The organism is Micromonospora sp. WMMA2032, assembly GCF_002688545.1.
GTDB lineage: Bacteria > Actinomycetota > Actinomycetes > Mycobacteriales > Micromonosporaceae > Micromonospora > Micromonospora sediminicola.
The window spans coordinates 434,923-452,523 of record NZ_CP024052.1 but is presented as its reverse complement, the minus strand read 5'-3'; the positions used below and the strand labels follow the sequence as shown (position 1 = coordinate 452,523).

19 protein-coding genes and 1 pseudogene are annotated in these 17,601 nt (G+C 75.0%); 8 read left to right on the top strand and 12 right to left on the bottom strand.

The features are described from left to right. Positions 1-5: 5 nt before the first annotated feature. The 8 genes from CO540_RS01990 to CO540_RS01955 form a co-directional block, all read right to left on the bottom strand. Positions 6-620, bottom strand: coding sequence for a TetR family transcriptional regulator (locus CO540_RS01990; protein WP_099160659.1), 615 nt, complete (start codon positions 618-620; stop codon positions 6-8). A gap of 89 nt (positions 621-709) precedes the next feature. Beyond that, entirely contained in the window at positions 710-1,981 is a 1,272-nt protein-coding gene (locus CO540_RS01985) for an ABC transporter substrate-binding protein (RefSeq protein ID WP_099160658.1), read from the bottom strand. 38 nt (positions 1,982-2,019) lie between these two features. Then, the gene (locus CO540_RS01980; RefSeq protein WP_099160657.1) at positions 2,020-3,138 is read right to left on the bottom strand and encodes a branched-chain amino acid ABC transporter permease; all 1,119 of its coding nucleotides are present in this window, start codon (positions 3,136-3,138) and stop codon (positions 2,020-2,022) included. Then, positions 3,135-4,013 carry a branched-chain amino acid ABC transporter permease gene (locus tag CO540_RS01975; protein WP_099160656.1) on the bottom strand — a complete coding sequence of 293 codons (879 nt, stop codon included), beginning with the start codon at positions 4,011-4,013 and terminating at the stop codon, positions 3,135-3,137. The genes CO540_RS01980 and CO540_RS01975 overlap by 4 nt, the downstream gene beginning before the upstream one ends. 23 nt (positions 4,014-4,036) lie before the next feature. After that, positions 4,037-4,753, bottom strand: coding sequence for an ABC transporter ATP-binding protein (locus tag CO540_RS01970; RefSeq protein WP_099160655.1), 717 nt, complete (start codon positions 4,751-4,753; stop codon positions 4,037-4,039). Next, positions 4,750-5,559: an ABC transporter ATP-binding protein gene (locus CO540_RS01965; RefSeq protein ID WP_099164548.1), complete on the bottom strand. Its 810-nt coding sequence runs from the start codon at positions 5,557-5,559 to the stop codon at positions 4,750-4,752. Before CO540_RS01965 ends, CO540_RS01970 begins: the two co-directional genes overlap by 4 nt. Before the next feature lie 72 nt (positions 5,560-5,631). Further along, the gene (locus tag CO540_RS01960; protein WP_099160654.1) at positions 5,632-6,840 is read right to left on the bottom strand and encodes an RNA polymerase sigma factor; all 1,209 of its coding nucleotides are present in this window, start codon (positions 6,838-6,840) and stop codon (positions 5,632-5,634) included. Beyond that, positions 6,837-7,187, bottom strand: coding sequence for a YciI family protein (locus CO540_RS01955; protein WP_099164547.1), 351 nt, complete (start codon positions 7,185-7,187; stop codon positions 6,837-6,839). Before CO540_RS01955 ends, CO540_RS01960 begins: the two co-directional genes overlap by 4 nt. Before the next feature lie 62 nt (positions 7,188-7,249). On the opposite strand from CO540_RS01955, the pseudogene CO540_RS31260 reads away from it, so the two are divergent. From CO540_RS31260 to CO540_RS01940, 4 genes and pseudogenes are all read left to right on the top strand, one after another. Continuing rightward, positions 7,250-7,750, top strand: a pseudogene (locus CO540_RS31260) (FAD-dependent oxidoreductase); the annotation flags it as partial. Positions 7,751-7,872: 122 nt separating this feature from the next. Beyond that, a complete protein-coding gene (locus CO540_RS30695) occupies positions 7,873-8,628 on the top strand; it encodes a flavin monoamine oxidase family protein (protein ID WP_371682266.1) in 756 nt (251 codons plus the stop codon). A 128-nt stretch (positions 8,629-8,756) separates the two neighbouring features. Beyond that, entirely contained in the window at positions 8,757-9,503 is a 747-nt protein-coding gene (locus CO540_RS01945) for a lysozyme (protein WP_099160653.1), read from the top strand. A 64-nt stretch (positions 9,504-9,567) separates the two neighbouring features. After that, positions 9,568-10,242 carry a peptidoglycan recognition family protein gene (locus CO540_RS01940; protein WP_099160652.1) on the top strand — a complete coding sequence of 225 codons (675 nt, stop codon included), beginning with the start codon at positions 9,568-9,570 and terminating at the stop codon, positions 10,240-10,242. A 50-nt stretch (positions 10,243-10,292) separates the two neighbouring features. Here the strand turns inward: CO540_RS01940 and CO540_RS01935 are convergent, their stop codons facing one another. From CO540_RS01935 to CO540_RS01920, 4 genes are read right to left on the bottom strand one after another with little or no spacing between them, the layout of a single operon-like run. Beyond that, on the bottom strand, positions 10,293-12,452 hold the full coding sequence (locus tag CO540_RS01935) for an MMPL family transporter (RefSeq protein ID WP_172967776.1): 2,160 nt from the start codon (positions 12,450-12,452) through the stop codon (positions 10,293-10,295). Beyond that, complete coding sequence (locus CO540_RS01930; RefSeq protein ID WP_099160650.1) at positions 12,452-13,165, bottom strand: DUF2993 domain-containing protein; 714 nt, start codon at positions 13,163-13,165, stop codon at positions 12,452-12,454. The genes CO540_RS01935 and CO540_RS01930 overlap by 1 nt, the downstream gene beginning before the upstream one ends. 55 nt (positions 13,166-13,220) lie before the next feature. Continuing rightward, the gene (locus CO540_RS01925) at positions 13,221-14,579 is read right to left on the bottom strand and encodes a HAMP domain-containing sensor histidine kinase (protein ID WP_216642326.1); all 1,359 of its coding nucleotides are present in this window, start codon (positions 14,577-14,579) and stop codon (positions 13,221-13,223) included. Next, positions 14,576-15,262: a response regulator transcription factor gene (locus CO540_RS01920; protein WP_099160649.1), complete on the bottom strand. Its 687-nt coding sequence runs from the start codon at positions 15,260-15,262 to the stop codon at positions 14,576-14,578. Before CO540_RS01920 ends, CO540_RS01925 begins: the two co-directional genes overlap by 4 nt. Positions 15,263-15,346: 84 nt before the next feature. On the opposite strand from CO540_RS01920, the gene CO540_RS01915 reads away from it, so the two are divergent. From CO540_RS01915 to CO540_RS01900, 4 genes are all read left to right on the top strand, one after another. Continuing rightward, complete coding sequence (locus tag CO540_RS01915; RefSeq protein ID WP_099160648.1) at positions 15,347-15,712, top strand: helix-turn-helix transcriptional regulator; 366 nt, start codon at positions 15,347-15,349, stop codon at positions 15,710-15,712. Further along, positions 15,709-16,350, top strand: a complete 642-nt coding sequence (locus CO540_RS01910; RefSeq protein ID WP_099160647.1) for an SRPBCC family protein — start codon at positions 15,709-15,711, stop codon at positions 16,348-16,350. Before CO540_RS01915 ends, CO540_RS01910 begins: the two co-directional genes overlap by 4 nt. Before the next feature lie 90 nt (positions 16,351-16,440). Beyond that, positions 16,441-17,055: an NADAR family protein gene (locus CO540_RS01905; protein ID WP_099160646.1), complete on the top strand. Its 615-nt coding sequence runs from the start codon at positions 16,441-16,443 to the stop codon at positions 17,053-17,055. 11 nt (positions 17,056-17,066) lie between these two features. Further along, positions 17,067-17,576 carry an NUDIX domain-containing protein gene (locus CO540_RS01900; protein WP_099160645.1) on the top strand — a complete coding sequence of 170 codons (510 nt, stop codon included), beginning with the start codon at positions 17,067-17,069 and terminating at the stop codon, positions 17,574-17,576. The last annotated feature ends 25 nt before the right edge of the window (positions 17,577-17,601 follow it).

Here is a 17,601-nt window from a genome sequence, read left to right as displayed (position 1 = left end):
CCGGGTCAGCCGCGGCCCGCGGTGAGCAGCGCGCGCAGCGTACGGGCCATGGCGGCGCGGGCGGCCTCGACGTCGAGCCCCATCGCGTCGCGCATCATCGACCAGGCGGCCCAGGTGCACGCCACCGTCACCGCGTCCAGCAACTGCCCCCGGCCCCGCCCGGCGTGCGCCAGCTCGGCGCCGAACACCACCTCGATCTCCTGCCGGACCCGGGCGATGGCCGCCTCCCGGTTGCGCCGCAGCTGCGGCGAGAACGGCTCCCGCAGCGCCGACGCGCGCGCCGACGGCGCCAGCACCTCCAGCATCCGGGCCCGCTGGCCGGTGAACTCGGCGATGCGGGTGTTCAGCGGCAGCCCCGGCGCGACCGGCCGCCAGATCGCCGCCTGCCGCTCGCCGATGCGCCGCCCGGTGGCCGCGAACAGCGTCTCCATGTCCTTGAAGTTGGTCCAGAGGGTGCGCAGCGACACCCCGGCCCGCTCGGCGATGCGCTCCCCGGTGGGTCGCAGGTCGCCGGCGTCGATCAGCGCCAGGTGCGCCTCGACGATCGCGGCCCGGGTCCGTTCCGCCCGCGCCGCCCGGCCGTCCACCCGGGCCGGCGGGTCGGTATCCACCTCGATCATGGGACGGCTCCCCCGTTCTCGACCGACGGCGGCCACTCTACGGGCGCGCCACCGGGCGGCCGTACCCGGCCGCCCGGCACACGTGCTGGTCAGGCGGTCGGGACGGCGTCCGCCGGCGGGGTGGTCGGCGGTTCGGTGAACTCGGTGACCGGGGCGTTGCCGTCGTCGGTGGTGTACGTGGGACCGAAGTACGTCTGCGCGCCGCCGGTCACCCGGCTCAGGCGTACCCCGCTGTAGCCGGCGTGCACGTTCTCGGCGTACCGGAAGGGGGTGAGGCCCGGCCCCCGGAAGCCGCCCTTGCGCACGGCCGCGACCAGCTTCTCCCGGGTGGGTTCGGGTCCGGCGGCGAGCAGCGCCTGGACGAAGGTGTACGCCATCGAGTAGCCGTAGATGGCGTTGCCGTCGACCGGGTTGCCCGCGTTGTACTTCTGGTGGATCTTGGTGAACTCCTGGATCCACGGGTTGGTGGTGTCGCCCACCATGGGCAGGTAGTTGTCGGCGACCATGCCCTCCAGGATCACCTTCTTGTCGCCGAGCTGGGCCGACAGCGTGGTGTAGTCGGCGCCCACGTTGGACACCACCCACTGCGCCTTGAAGCCCTGCCCGGCGGCCTGTCCCATGGCCAGCGCGGTGAAGCCGGGGATGCTGGCCGAGATGACCACCTGGCAACCGGCCGCCCGTAGCGCACCGATCGCCGGCCCGACCTGCTGGTTGGTGGTGGTGTACGTCTGCTTCGCCGCCACCGCGCCGAGGACCTGCTCCACCCCGGCCAGCGAGTCGCGGCCGAAGTCGTCGTTCTGCCCGAAGTGGCAGACCTTGGCCCCGGGGAACTCCCGCTTGACCCAACTGGCCAGGATCTTGCCCTCGACCGTGTAGTCGGGCTGCCAGCCGAACGTCGTCGGGTACTTCTCCGGCTGGTTCCAGTTGCGGCTGCCGGAGGAGACGAACAGGTCCGGCACCTTCTGCGTCTTGACGAACTCCAGCACGTTGGTGTGCGTCGGCGTGCCCAGGCCGCCGAGCAGCGCGAAGACCTTGTCGTCGAGGACCAGCTTGCGGACCACGTTCTCGGTGTTGGCCGGGTTGTAGCCGTCGTCCATGACCTTGTAGACGATCTTCCGGCCGTGCACCCCGCCCTTGCTGTTGACGTGCTCGAAGTAGGCCTTGGTGGCGGCGGAGATCTTCGAGTAGCCGGGCGCGGCGGGGCCGGTGAGCGGTTGGTGGGTGCCGATGACGACCTCGCCGTCGGTGACGCCGGGGACGTTCTCGGCGGCCTGCTTGGCGTCGTCGGCGCAGGCCGTCGACGCGGCCAGCAGGGCCAGGCCGGCGGCGGCCGCGAGAACGCGGCGGGTGGTGGGGCGCATGGTTCTCCAATCCGGTGCGGGTGGGTGGGACCGGTGGATCAGCGGTCCGGCGCACGCCGGACGGTGGCGCGCAGCCGGGTGGCGAGGGCGCGGACGCCGGCCTGCAGGCCGCCCGGGGCGGCGAGCATGACGACGATGAGGATCAGGCCGAACACGGCCAGCGCGAGGTTGCCCTCCAGCCGCTGGGCCAACGCGGCGGGCAGGTCGAGATGGTCGGTGAGCAGACCGGGCAGGTCCTGGAGGGCGACCAGCAGCAGCGCGCCCCAGACCGCCCCGGCCAGGCTGCCCAGGCCGCCGATCACGATGGCCATGAGCAGGAACAGCGACAGGTCGAGCGGGAACTTGCCCGGGGCGACGGTGGCGGTGAGCACCGCGTAGACGCCGCCGCCGAGCCCGGCGCAGGCGGCGCTGACCACGAACGCGAGCACCTGGGTGCGGGCCACCGGGATGCCGGCGAGCCGGGCCGCCACCTCGTCGTCGCGGACCGCGCGCAGCGACCGGCCGAACCGGCTGCGGACCAGGTTGGCCAGCAGCACCATGGTCAGCAGCGCGGCGGCCAGCGCGATCCAGGCCAGCCAGCGTTCCGGCTGGAAGTACGCGCCGAGCGCGGCCGGCGGCGTCTGCGCCGGGAAGCGCAGCCCCTGCTCGCCGTTGAACACGCCGGTGAAGATGGTGGTCACGGCCGGCACCAGCGTGGCCACGGCGAGCGTCACGCCGGCCAGGTACGGCCCGCGCAGCCGGGCCGCGGCCAGCCCGACGACCAGCCCGCCCAGCGCGGTCACCGCGACCGCGGCCAGCAGCGACCCGGGCAGGACCCACCACCCGCGCACGCCCCGGTCGTCGAACCCCTGCTGGACCAGGGCGACGGTGTAGGCGCCGGTGGCCATCAGCGCGCCGTGGCCGAGCGAGAGCTGCCCGTTGAGCCCGACCAGCACGGTGTAGCCGGCGGTGACGCAGAGGAACGCGCAGACCCGCGCCACCTGGAGGTTCTGATAGGGCGGGAGCTGATTGGTCAGCAGCACGACGAGCGTGCCGGCGAACACCGCCACGGCCAGGTGCCGCAGCAGCGTCGCCGAGCGCGGGGCGCCGGCCGGCGCGCCGGGCAGCAGCCGGCGCAACGCCGACGGCGGGGCCTCTTCGGTGCGGGTGGTGGTCACACGTGCCTCGCTCTCGCCGCGGAGAAGAGCCCGCCGGGACGAACCAGCAGGACGGCCAGCAGCAGCACCAGCACCGCCAGCGGCGTGGTGTCCGGTCCCAGGTAGCCGGTGACGTAGGACAGGATCAACCCGACCAGCAGCCCGCCGACCACCGCGCCGACCGGGCTGTCCAGGCCACCGACCACGGCGGCGGTGAACGCCACCACGAAGACCAGGTCCATGGCGTGCGGGTGCAGGCCCAGGCCGGTGGGGACGACCAGCATGCCGGCGAGCGCGCCGACGCCGGCGGCCAGCGCCCAGCCCAGGGTGAGCATCCGGCCGACGCTCACGCCGAGCAGCCGGGACACCTCGGGGGCGAACGCGGCGGCCCGCATCCGCAGGCCGACCGGCGTGCGGGTGAACAACAGCGCGAGCAGCACCACGACCGCCAGCGCCGCGCCGAGCACCCAGAGGTCGTACGGGGACAGCGCGGCGACCCCGCCGACGGTGAGCGCGTCGGTGTCGAACGGGGTGGCCGCCGGCCGGTAGCCGTTGCCGAAGACCATGCCGAGCACCGCCTGGATCAGCAGCACCAGCCCGAGCGCGACGATCACCTGGTTGAGCGGGCCGGCGGAGCCGACGAACCGCATCAGCACCCGTTCCACCAGCGCGCCCAGGGCCAGGCCGGACAGCACCGCGGCGGCCAGGCCCAGCCAGTAGGAGCCGGTGGCCCCGGCGACCGCGTAGCCGACGTACGCGCTGGCGACCGCCATCGCGCCCTGGGCGAAGTTGACCACCCGGGCGGCCCGCCAGATGAGCACCAGCGCGAGCGCGAACGCGGCGTAGACCGCGCCCGCGGCGAGCCCGTCGAAGGTGAGGAACCAGAACCGCTGCATCCGCGACCCTTCCCGCTCGCCGGTCAGAACCCGAGGTAGGCGTGCCGCAGCCGGTCGTCGTCGCGCAGCCGGTCCGCCGGGGCGGCGGTCACCACCCGGCCGAGCGACATGACGATCCCCTGGTCGGCGACGGAGAGCGCGGTGCGCACGTTCTGCTCGACCAGCAGGACGGTCATCCCCCGCTCGTCGCGCAGCCGCCGCAGCAGCGCCATGATCTGCGCGGTCACCCGGGGAGCCAGCCCGAGCGACGGCTCGTCGAGCAGCAGCAGGCGGGGGCGGGCGATCAACGCCCGGCCGATCGCGAGCATCTGCCGTTCCCCGCCGGAGAGCTGGTGTCCGAGGTGGTCACGCCGGTCGGCCAGGGCCGGGAAGAGCGCGTACACCTCGTCCAGGGCGCGCCGGGCGTCGGCCCGGTCCCGCCGCCACAGCCCGCCCAGGCGCAGGTTCTCCGCGACGGTCAGCTCGGTCACCACGCCGCGTCCCTCGGGCACGTGCGCCACCCCGCGCCGGACCAGGTGTTCCACCCGGACGCCGCGCAGGTCCTCCCCCGCGTACCGGATCCGGCCGCCGGTGGGCCGCAGCAGACCCGACAGCGTCCGCAGCAGCGTGGTCTTGCCGGCGCCGTTGGCGCCGAGCACGGCGGCGACGGTGCCGGCCGGCACGGTGAACGCCACGTCCCGCAGCACCGGCACCGGGCCGTAGCCGGCGCTGAGCGCCTCGACCTCCAGCACCGCGGTCATGCCGTGCCCCCGGCCGGCACGTCGGCGCCGAGGTAGGCCTCGGTGACCCGGGGGTCGTCGCGGATGCGCTCCGGCGGCCCGGCGGCGATCACCCGGCCGAAGTCGAGCACCACCAGCTCGTCGCAGACGGACATGACCAGGTCCATGTGGTGCTCGACGAGCAGCACGGCGCAGCCGTCGTCGCGCTCGGGCAGGGCCCGGACCAGGTCGGCCAGCTCGGCCACGTCGTCGGCGCCGAGCCCGCCGGCCGGCTCGTCGAGCAGCAGCAGGCGCGGTCGGGCGATCAGCGCGCGGGCCAGCGCGACCCGCTTGCGCACCGGATAGGGCAGGGTGGCCGGCGCGGCCCCCGCGTGGCGGTCGACGCCCAGCTCGGCGAGCAGGTCGAGGGCCCGGGCGCGCAGCCGCCGCTCGTCGCGGTCGCTGCGGGGCAGGCCGAACAGCGCGGCGGCGAAGCCGGCCCGGGCGTCGTGGCTGGCGCCGGTCACCACGTTCTCCAGCACGGTCAGGCCGGGGAACAGGCCGACGCCCTGGAGCGTGCGGGCGATGCCGAGTCGGGTGAGCCGGTGCGGGCGGGGTCGGAACGGCCGCCCGTCCAGGGTGAGCGTGCCGGTGCCCGGCCGCACGAAGCCGCAGACCACGTTGAACAGGGTCGTCTTGCCGGCGCCGTTGGGACCGATCACGCCGACCACCCGGCCGGGCGGCACCCGCAGCGAGACGTCGTCCAGCGCGACCAGGCCACCGAAGTGGACGCCGACGTGGTGCAGCGCCAGACCGGGACCGTCGCTGGGGGTGGCCGGTGGGCTCATCGTCACCTCGTCGGGTCGACGGCGCGGGGGCGATCTATTTACATCGGGAGTGTACTTTTCTCCGGACGTTCGTCAATGCCCCGGCAGCCGGTCCCGGGCGCGGCCGAGGAACGCCCGTTCCGCCTCGTTCGCCGTGCCGGCGATCGCCGCCTCGTACGCGGCCCTGGCCTGCACCGGCCGGCCCAGCCGGCGCAGCAGGTCGGCGCGGACGACGTGCCACACGTGGTAGCCGGCCAGGTCCAGTCGGTCCACAGCGGCCAGCGCGACCGCGGGTCCGCGTACCTCGGCCAGCGCGACCGCCCGGTTCAGCGCCACCACCGGCCCGGGCGCGCACGCCGCCAGCTGGTCGTAGAGGGCGAGGATCTGGGTCCAGTCGGTGCCGGCGGCGGTGGCCGCGTCGGCGTGCACCGCGTTGATCGCGGCCTGGATCTGGTAGGGACCGGGCCGACCCCGGCGCAGGCAACGCCGCACGAGGTCCTGCCCTTCGGCCACCAGCGCCCGGTCCCACCGGTCACGGTCCTGTTCGGGCAGCGGCACCGGCACCCCGTCCGGCCCGGTCCGGGCGGGACGCCGCGCCTCGACCAGCAGCATCAGCGCGAGCAGGCCGAGCGCCTCCGGCTCGTCCGGCATCAGCGCCACCAGCAACCGGCCCAGCCGGATCGCCTCGGCCCCCAGTTCGGCGCGACCGAGCCGCTCCCCCGCACTGGCGGTGTGCCCCTCGTTGAAGATCAGGTAGACCACGGCGAGCACCCCGCGCAGCCGGTCGGGCAGGTCGGCGTCGCGGGGCACCCGGTACGGGATCCCGGCGTCGCGGATCTTGGCCTTGGCCCGGACCAGGCGCTGGGCCATGGTCGGCTCCGGCACCAGGAACGCCCGGGCGATCTCGGCGGTGCTCAGGCCGCCGAGCAGGCGCAGCGTCAGCGCCACCCGGGCGGCGGCGCCGAGCGCCGGGTGGCAGCAGGTGAAGATCAGGCGCAGCCGGTCGTCGGTCACGGGCCCCTCCTCGGCGGGCGGGTCGGCGGCGTGCAGCAGGGCGGCCTCGGCGTGCCGGGCGGCCCGGGTGGACTCGCGCCGCAGCCGGTCGATCGCCCGGTTCCGGGCGGTGGTGACGATCCAGCCGGCCGGGCTGGGCGGCGGCCCGTCGACGGCCCACCGCCGCACCGCGACCGTGAACGCCTCCTGGACCGCCTCCTCGGCGAGGTCGATGTCGCCGAGGAGACGGACCAGGATCGCCACCGTGCGGCCGTACTCCGCGCGGAAGACCCGTTCGACAGCCGTCATCCCTCGCCCTGGAACGGGCGCACCTCGATCGGCAGCGTGGTGGCGCGGGCGTAGCGGCGACCCCAGTCGAGCGCGGCGTCCAGGTCGGGCGCCCGGATGATGGTGACGCCGCCCAGGTACTCCTTGCCCTCGGTGAACGGCCCGTCGGTGACCAGTACCGCGTCGCCGTCCGGGCGCAGCACGGTGGCGGTCTCCGGCGCGTGCAGCCCGTCGCCGAACACCCAGCTCCCGGCGTCCCGCAGGTCCCGGCCGATGGCCTCGACCTCGCGCATCACCCCGGCCAGGAACTCCGGGTCCGGCCGGCCCGCGCCGGTCGGCTGGTACATGCTGATCAGGTACTGCCTCATCGGCTCCTCCTCGTCCCGGGCGGCCCGGTGCCGCCCTTCACCCTTCACACGAACGACGGACGCCGGTTTCGACACGCCGGGCGCGGGAGAATCCGGCCGGGATCCGGGTATGCCGGGCCGTGCGCGGCGGCCGGGTGATCGTGGTGGGGGCGGGGTTCTCCGGCCTGGCCTGCGCGCTCGCCCTGGACGCGGCCGGCGTCGAGGTGTCGGTGCTGGAGGCCCGGGACCGGGTGGGCGGGCGGACGCTGAGCCGGCCGTTGCCCGGCGGCGGCTGGCTCGACCTGGGCGCCCAGTGGATCGGCCCCACCCAGGACCGGATGTACGCGCTGGCCGCCGCGTACGGCCTGGAGACGTTCCCGTCGCCCGCGCGGGGCGCGTCGACGCTGCTGCTGGCCGGGCGGCCGGCGGCCGGGGAGCCGGCCGGGCTGACCGGGCTGCTCGGCCGCCTCGACGCGCTGGCCGACGGGCTGGACCCGGCCGCGCCGTGGCGCGCGGACGGCGCGGCGGAGTGGGACCGGACCACGCTCGGCGGCTGGCTCGCCGCCACCGAGCCCGATCCGGTCACCGCCCGCTACGCCGGCCGGCTGCTGGCCGGTGGCCTGCTGGCCGCCTCGCCGGACGAGGTGTCGCTGTTGCAGCTGCTGTTCTACCTGCGCAGCGGCGGGGGACCGGGTCGTTGCTGGGCATGGCCGGCGGGGCGCAGCAGGACCGGATCGTCGGCGGCCCGGCCGTGCTGGCCGAGCGGATGGCCGCCGCGCTGCCGTCGGGGTCGGTGCGGTTGGCCGCCCCGGTCGACGCGATCGTCCAGGAAGCCTGCGGCGTGCGGGTCCGGGCCGGGGACGAGGCGCACCGCGCCGACGCGGCGGTGGTGGCGTTGGCGCCGGCGCTGGCCGGCCGGATCCGGTACGACCCGCCGCTGCCGGCGCTGCGCGACGGGTTGACCCAGCGGATGCCGATGGGCTCGGCGTTCAAGGTGCACGCGCTCTACCCGGAGCCGTTCTGGCGGGCCGACGGCCGCTCCGGCGTGGCCACCACGGACACCGGCCCGCTCACCGAGACGGTGGACAACTCGCTGCCCGGCCTCGCGGGCGGGGTGCTCACCGCGTTCAGCTACGGCGCGCAGGCCCGGGCGCTGCGCCGGCTGTCGGTCGGGCAGCGCCGGGACGCGCTGTGCGACGCGCTGGCGGCGCTGTTCGGGGCCGCCGCCGCCCGCCCCGACGACCTGGTGGAGTACGACTGGTCGGCCGACCCGTGGACCCGGGGCTGCTTCTGCGGCATCCTTCCGCCCGGCTCGTGGTGCGACTACGGCCCGCAGCTGCGGGCACCGGTGGGCCGGCTGCACTGGGCCGGCACGGAGACCGCGACCCGGTGGAGCGGTTACCTGGAGGGCGCGGTGACGGCCGGCGAGCGCGCCGCCGCCGAGGTGCTCGCCAGGTTCTGAACATCCCCCGTTCAGAGAAAATCTTCGATGCCTCTATTGAAAAGTTTCTCCGTCCTGTGACCTAATGTTGACAGTTCCTTTCGTCATACTCCCGCCGCCCGCGAGGCGGCAACCCCCAGGGAGGAAAGATGCACCGTTCGATGCGATCGGCGCTGCGCGCGGCCGGAGCCGCGCTGCTGGCCACCGCCACCGTCGTCGCCGCCGCCCTGCTCGGCGCGGCCCCCGCCCACGCCGCCCCGGCCGGACTGCCCGGGATGGACGTCTCCAGCTACCAGGGCAACGTGAACTGGTCCGGCGCCTGGGCCAACGGGGCCCGGTTCGCCTACGTCAAGGCCACCGAGGGCACCTACTACACCAACCCGTACTTCGCCCAGCAGTACAACGGCTCCTACAACGTCGGGATGATCCGCGGGTCGTACCACTTCGCCCGACCGGACACCACGAGCGGCGCCACCCAGGCCAACTACTTCGTCGACCACGGGGGCGGCTGGTCCAAGGACGGCCGGACGCTGCCCGGCGCGCTGGACATCGAGTACAACCCGTACGGCGCCACCTGCTACGGGCTGAGCCAGGCGTCCATGCGCAGCTGGATCGCCTCGTTCGTCAACCAGTACCACGCCCGCACCGGCCGGTGGGCCACCATCTACACCACCACCGACTGGTGGAGCACCTGCACCGGCAACACGTCGCAGTTCGCCGCCAACAACCCACTGTGGATCGCCCGCTACTCCAGCAGCGTCGGCACGCTGCCGGCCGGCTGGGGCACGTACTCGTTCTGGCAGTGGGCCTCCTCCGGCACCTTCCCCGGTGACCAGAACGTCTGGAACGGCACCCTGGACCGCCTCCGGGTGCTGGCCTGCAACGGACCCTGCTGACCCACGCCGGCGGGGCGGGCCGCACCGGTCCGCCCCGCCGTCCGTACCCGACGAGGAGGTCCCGATGTCCGTTCCCCTTCCCCGGCGGGCCGTGCTGCGCGGCGCGGTCCTGCTCGGCGCCGCCGCCGGCGCCGGCGCGCTGGTCCAGGCCGGACCCGGCCGCGACGCGCGGGCCGCCGCCGCCCGCGTCGACCAGCCGACCATCGCCAACTGCGCGACCTGGAGCGCCCGCCCGCCCTCGTCGCCGGTGAGCGTGGTGCAGAGCCGGCCCAACAAGATCATCGTGCACCACACCGCGTTCCCGAACACCACCGACTACAGCCTCGCCCAGGCGTACCGGAACTCCCGCGACATCCAGAACCTGCACATGGACACCAACGGCTGGCTCGACTCCGGCCAGCACTTCACCAACAGCCGGGGTGGCCACCTGACCGAGGGACGCCACGGCAGCCTGTACGCGCTGCTGCACGGGCAGACCATGGTGCAGGGCGCGCACTGCGTCGGGCAGAACAGCCAGGCCATCGGCATCGAGAACGACGGCATCTACCTGGACGTGCAACCGCCGCAGGCGCTCTGGGACAGCCTGGTGGCGTTCTGCGCGTTCACCTGCCAGCAGTACGGCATCGCGCCCGCCGAGATCTACGGGCACAAGGACTTCAACAGCACCCAGTGCCCCGGCCTGCTGCACGACCGGCTGCCGGAGCTGCGCCGCACCGTCGCCGCCCGGCTCGGCGGCTGAACCCGGCGTACGTGGGGCGCCCGGGTGCGACGGGCGCCCCACGTGGCCGCTCAGCCCACCGGCACCCGCGTCGCCTGGTCGGGCCGCCGGTCCGACCGGCCGGGCCGCCACCAGTTGGCCCGACCGAGCAGGGCCATGGTGGCCGGCACCAGCAGTCCCCGGACCACGGTGGCGTCCACCGCCACCGCCACCGCCATGCCGAGACCGAACATCTTGATCACCGGGTCGTCCTGGAGCACGAAGCCGGCGAAGACGGTCACCATGATCAGCGCGGCCGAGGTGATCACCGGACCGGTCCCGGCCAGCCCTTCCCGGACCGCGGTGCGGTTGTCGCCAGTGACCAGCCAGGACTCCCGCACGGCGGTCAACAGGAACACCTCGTAGTCCATCGAGAGCCCGAAGAGCAGGGCGAACAGCATCATCGGCAGATAGCTCTCCACCGGCACCGGACCGGACAGGCCGGTCAGCCCGACACCCCAGCCCCAGGCGAAGACCGCCGTCAGCACGCCGTACGCGGCTCCGATCGAGACCAGGTTCATCACCGCCGCCTTGATCGCGACGACCGGCGCCCGGAACGCCGCGTACAGCAGCACGGTGGCCAGGCCGACCACCACCGCGATGACCCACGGCATCCGCTGCCCCACCCGGTCGGCGAGGTCGACCCGGGTGGCGGTGGCGCCGCCCACGTGCGTCGTCACCCCCGGCGTGTCGACGGCCCGCAGCGTCCGCACCAGCGTGGCGGTGGCCGGATCGCTCGGCGCGGTCGTCGGGTACGCGGTCAGCACCACGACGCGCCCGCCGTCGGCGAGCCGGGCCGGGGTGACCCGGGCGACGCCGGGCGTGCCGGTCACCCGGGCGGTCAGGCCGTTCACCCGCGCGTCGCCGGCGTCGGCCGGCGGGTCCAGCTCGGCGACCACGGTGAGCGGCCCGTTCACCCCCGGCCCGAAGCCGGCCGCGAGACGGTCGTAGCTGGTCCGCCCGGCGGTGCCGACCGGCTCGTCGCCCGGGTCGACCTGGCCCAGTCGCAGGCCGAGGGCGGGCGCGGTGAGCACACCGAGCAGCAGCAGCGCCAGGATCGCCCAGCGCCACGGCGCGCCGGTGACCCGGTCGGCCTGCCGGGCCCAGCCGCTCCGGCGACCCGCCGCCGTCCCGTCGGGGACCGACGGCCGGCGGCGGATCCGCAACCGGTCCAACCGGTGCCCGAGCACTGCCAGCAACGCCGGCAGCAGGGTCACCGCGCCGGCCACCGCGACAACCACCACCAGACCGGTGGTCCACCCGAGCGTGCCGAGGACGGGCACGCCGGCCACCGCCAACCCGCCGAGCGCGACGACCACCGTCCCGCCGGCGAACACCACCGCGCTGCCCGAGCCGGCCACGCTGCGGGCGACCGCCTCGTCCACCGGCATGCCCTCGGCCAGCAATCGGCGGTGCCGGGTGACCAGGAACAACGCGTAGTCGATACCGACACCGAGACCGACCATGGTGGCCAGCGTCCCGGCCACCGACGGCACCGCGACCAGATGTCCGGCCAGTCCGACCGCGCTGACCGCGCAGGCCAACGTGAACAGCGCGGTGACCAGCGGCACCGCCGCGGCCACCAGGCCCCCGAACGCGAGCAGCAGCACCAGCGCGGCGACGGCCAGCCCGAGCACCTCGCTGTCCCGTGCCCCGCCGCGTTCCGCGGCCGAGGCGAGCACGCCGCCGGGCGTCACCTCGATGCCGGCCGCCTCGGCGGGAGCGGCCGCCTCGGTGACCGCGTCGGCGAGCGCCTTGTCCACCTGGCGCGGCGACACATCGAGCCGTACGGTCAGCCAGCCGGTGCGCCCGTCCGCGCTGAGCGTGCCGGAGGCGGCGGCGATCCCGTCGACCCCGGTCACGTGTGGCACCTCCGCGATCTCGCGGCTCACCTGCGCCAGGACGGCCTGCCGGGCAGAGTCGTCGAGCCGCCCGGAGTCGACGTGCAGCACCAGTTGGCTCCCGGTGCCACCACCCTGCCCGGCCCGGTCCAACAGGTCCCGCGCCACCTGGGCATCGCTGCCGGGCAGCGCCACGTCGTTGTCGACCGGCCGGCCGAGAGCCGCCGCGGCGCCGACCAGCAGCACGGCGAGGATCAGCCAGAGTCCCAGCACCGTCCGGGGCCGGCGGGCGCAGAGCCGGCCGAGGCCGCCCATCAGCCGGTGCACCCGGCTGCCGTCGTCGACCCGCATCATGCTCCTCCGCAGTGCGCGCCGGCCCGCCCGCCGGCCGCCGGCACTGTGAGTTCGTGCCCCTCGACCCGGACGAGGAGCCCGTCGCCGGTGGCCGTCACCGCCCGGTAGGACAGGCCGTCGGGCAGCGTCGGCAGCTCACGCCCGAGGTCCGCGCTCCCGCCGAGCCGGTCGAGCAGGGCGCCGGCCGGCCGCCGGATCCCGAACACCTCCACCTCGGTCGGAGTGAGGACGAGACGCCCGCCGGTCAAGGTGGGGCGGACCAGCAGCGTGATCGGGACGGCACGCGCCTGCGTCTCGATGCCCAGCTGACCCTCGGCGTAGCGGTACCGCAACGGACGCCCGGCCGCCTCGGTGGGCAGCGCCTCGTAGCCGACGAGCACCGACACCGCCGCGGCACCGATCCGTGCCGGTCCGTCGCCGGTGCGGACGTCGCGCAGCTCGGCGTCGGCCCGGGCGACCCGGAGACCGCCGGCCCGGACGTCGGCGACCGCGATCCGGAGCCGGTCCAGCCGGCCGCCGAGGATCTGCGGCAGCGCCGGGAAGCCGCCCAGCTCGACCGCGGGTCGGGGCACCCCGGCCGCGCAGGCCAGCCGGTCGGCGAGCCGGCCGGCGACCAGCCGGGCCACCACTCGGTCGGCGACCACCGCCGCCAGGACGAGGAACAGGACCGCCGCCGCGCTCACCAGCCGACGGCGTGTGGATTTCCGCATGGCGCGAGCACACCAGGGCCGGCTGGGTGTCCGACCGGAGGTGGATGAGAGAACGTCAAGAGTCCGCGCCGGGCAACCGGAACCGGACCGTCGTGCCCGCCCCCTCGCCCGTCTCCAGGCCCAGCTCGCCGTCGTGGGCGGCGACGATCTCGGCGACGATGGCGAGCCCCAGCCCGCTGCCGCCGGCGCCGCCGTGGCTGAACCGGTCGAACGCCCGGGCGGCCAGTTCCGGCGGCATCCCCGGCCCCTCGTCCCGGACCGCCACCTCGACCAGGTCGCCGCGGCGGCATACGTCCACGACCGCCGGGGTGCCCGCCGGGGTGTGGACGCGGACGTTGGCGAGCAGGTTCGCCAGCACCTGGCGCAGCGCGTCGGCGTCACCGCGCACCGTCGCGACCGGTGGGGCGGTGACCCGCAGCGGCCGGCCGGGCTGCACCGCCAGGGCGTCGGCGACGGACTCCCGAGCCACCTCGGCCAGGTCGACCGTCTCCCGGCCGAGCCGCGGCTCGGCGTCGAGCCGGGCCAGGTAGAGCAGGTCGTCGAGGATGCGGCTCATCCGGGTCGCCTCCTCGTCTCCCCGGCGCAGCACCTCGGGCCGGCGGGCCGGCTCGACCATGTCGTGGCGCAGCAGGTGCAGGTAGCCACGGATCGAGGTCAACGGCGTGCGCAGCTCGTGCGAGGCGTCCGCGACGAAGGTGCGCAGCCGCTCCTCCGAACGCGCCCGGGCGGCGATCGCCGACTGGAGCCGGGCGAGCATCCCGTCGACGGCGCGGGTCAACCGCCCCACCTCGGTCCGCTCGCTTCCCTCGACCGGCACCCTGCGGTCCAGGTCGCCGCCGGCGATCGCGGTCGCGGTGCCGGTGATCCGGTCCAGCGGACGCAGACCCCGAACCAGCAGCACGCGGGCGAAGCCGGCGAGCAGCAGCAGCACGGTCAGCCCGCCGGCCAGCTCGACCAGGACCAGCCGGCGCACCGTCTCGCGTACCGGCGCGAGCGGGAGCGCGATCAGCACGACCGCGTCGCCGGCCCGCACGGTGACCGCCCGCCACGTCCCCGCGTCGAGCGTCGTCGCCCGACCGGCGCTGCCGTCGGCGGGTGGGGTCGGGGCGCGGTCCAGCAGCGCAGCGGCCGGCGGCGACGCGCCGAGTCGGGTCAGCGTGCCGTCCGGGTGCCGGATCTCCACCAGGTAGTCGGAGGGCGCGACGACCGCGCGGGCCGCTCCGCCGGGCTCACGCAGCAACGACCCGACCCGCTGGGTGGCCAGCGCCGCGCCGGCGCGGAGCTGGTCGTCGGTCCGGTCCAGCAGGTACGCCCGCAGGCCGGCGGCGCTCACCACGCCGGCCACCAGCAGCGCCACGGCGGTCAGCGCCACCATGCCGGCGAGCAGGCTGCGCCGCAGCGGCACCCGGTTCATCCGCCGGCCCGCAGCGCATAGCCGAACCCGCGCTGGGTGACGATCAGCGGTGGTCCGAGCGGGTCGAGCTTGCGGCGCAGGTAACCGACGTAGGTGTCGACCACGTTCGAGGCGCCGCCGAAGTCGTAGCTCCACACCGCCTCGAGGATCTGGGTGCGTGACAGCACCCGACCGGGATTGAGCATCAGGTAGCGCAGCAGCTTGTACTCCGTCGGCGAGAGCGCGAGCACGTGCCCGCCCCGACGGGCCTGGCAGGTCTCCTCGTCCAGTTCCAGGTCGGCGTAGCGGAGCAGGCCGGCGGCGTCCCCGGCGTCGGGTCCGATCCGCCGCAGGACCGCCCGGACCCGGGCGACCAGTTCGTCGACCGAGAAGGGCTTGGTCACGTAGTCGTCGCCGCCCCACGTCAACCCGGCGATCTTGTCCCGGGGCGCGTCGCGGGCGGTGAGGAAGACGATGCCGAAGCGGTGCCCCGCGGCGCGCAGCCTCCGGCAGAGCGCGAACCCGTCGCCGTCGGGCAGCAGCACGTCCAGCACCACCAGCTGCGGTGACCGCTCGGCGGCCAGCCGCTCGGCGTCGCCGGCGGTGCCGGCGGCGACCACCTCGAATCCGTGGAACCGCAGCACCGTCGCCACCATGTCGACGATGTTCGGCTCGTCGTCGACCACCAGGACCGTCGTTGCCATCGGAGCCAGCACAGCACAGTTCGATGAGAGTTCGATGAGAATGCAGTGCTGGCTTATATAAGCCGGTCCTGATATAAACAGGTCGTGCACGCCTTCGACGTCCTCGGCGATCCGGTCCGCCGCCGCATCCTGGAGCTGCTCGCCGCCGGCGAGCAGCCGGCCGGAGCGCTGGGCGAGACCGTGCGGCGCGAGTTCGGCATCAGCCAGCCCGCGGTCTCGCAGCACCTCAAGGTGCTGCGCGAGCACGGGTTCACCACCGTGCGCGCCGTGGGCACCCGCCGGCTCTACGCGGTCGATCCCGCCCCGCTGCGCGAGATCGACGCGTGGCTGGACGGCTTCCGCCGGTTCTGGGCGCCGCCGTTGGCCGCTCTCGCCACCGAGCTGGCCCGGGGCCGCCGCGAACGCCGGCTGCGCGAGGACGAACCCGACGACAAGAGGACCAACCCATGATCGACGTGACCGGGCAGATCAGCGCCGTCGAGCGCCGGATCGGCGACCGTACGCTCCCCGCCGGGAAGGCGCGGGTGCTCACCATCAGCCAGACGTACGACGCGTCGGTGGAGGACGTCTTCGACGCCTGCACCAACCCGGAGCGGATCCCCCGCTGGTTCCTGCCGGTCTCCGGCGACCTGAGCCTCGGCGGCCGGTACCAGCTGGAGAGCAACGCCGCCGGCACCGTCGAGCGCTGCGACCCGCCGCACGGCTTCGCCGCCACCTGGGAGTTCGGCGGCGAGGTCAGCTGGATCGAGGTGCGGCTGCGCGAGGCCGGGCCGGGGCGTACCCGCTTCGAGCTGGAACACGTCGCCCACGTCGACGACCAGCGGTGGGCCGAGTACGGCCCGGGCGCGGTCGGCATCGGCTGGGACCTGGCCCTGCTCGGCCTGGCCTCCCACTTCGCGCCCGAGGGCGTCGGCGTGGACCCGTCCGCCGCGGCCGAGTGGATGGCCTCGCCGGACGGGCTCCGCTTCGTCACCGAGTCCGGCGAGAGGTGGACGACGGCGAGCGTCGACGCCGGCACCCCGGCAGACGCGGCACACGCCGCAGGCAAGCGGGTCACCGCGTTCTACACCGGCGCCCCCACCCCCTGACCATCGCCACCCTGGCCGATCGTGCAGTTTCGGCCCCCAGGATGTCCGGTTGGCGGAGCTTGCCGGGCCCCAAACTGCACGATCGGCGGGATGTCGGAGGGGTGGGGCAGACTGCGGGGCATGCCGATCCGTTCCGTCGCCGACCTGATCGCCACGCTCGACACCGGAGAGACGGTCAAATATCTGCACTTCTGGGGGCACCGGCCGCAGCGTGACGGCGGCGTCGGCGCCGGCTGTCTGAGCCAGTGGTGGCCGGCGGCGTTCACGGTGGACGGTCGAAGGTACGCCACTGCCGAGCACTGGATGATGTGGCACAAGGCCACGCTCTTCGGCGACCACGAGATCGCCGAGCGGGTGCTGACGGCCACCCACCCGCACCGGGCCAAGGCGCTCGGCCGGCAGGTCCGGGACTTCGACGAGGCCACCTGGACGGCCCGCCGCTTCGACATCGTGGTGGCCGGCAGCGTGGCCAAGTTCGGGCAGCACGACCAGCTGCGGCGGTTCCTGCTCGGCACCGGCGGCCGGGTGCTGGTGGAGGCCAGCCCGACGGACCGCATCTGGGGCATCGGCCTGGCCGCCGACGACCCGCGCGCGGATGACCCGGCCACCTGGCGGGGTGCCAACCTGCTCGGCTTCGCCCTGATGGAGGCGCGCGACGCGCTCGCGCGCGCGAGCAGCCGAGCGCCCGACCGGCCGGCCGGGTAACGTGCTGCGGCGTGACCGCGTACTCGCACTGTTCGTTCTGCGGCGCGGCCTACCCGGCCGACGCCGGCTGGCCGCGTGTCTGTTCGACCTGCGGCGAGACGGTGTGGCGCAACCCGCTGCCGGTCGCGGTGGCGGTGCTGCCGGTCCGCACCCCCGACGGGCTCGGCGTGGTGGTCGTACGCCGGGACATCGAACCGGCGCGCGGGCAACTCGCCCTCCCCGGCGGCTTCGTCGAACACGGCGAGGAGTGGTCCGAGGCGCTGGTCCGCGAGCTGCGTGAGGAGACCGGGCTGCTCGCCGAGGCCGACGAGGCGCGGCTGTTCGCGGTGCACGGCGCGCCGGCCGGCGGCACCATGATGGTCTTCGGCGTGCTGCCCGAGCGGCCGGTGGGCGACCTGCCGCCGTCGGCGCCCACCGAGGAGGCGACCGAGTGGCTGGTGCTCACCGAGCCGGTCGAGCTGGCCTTCTCCACGCACACCCGGGTGCTCGCCGACTTCCTCGCCGGGCAACGGTCGGACTGATTCCGACCTCGGGCGACCGGCCGCA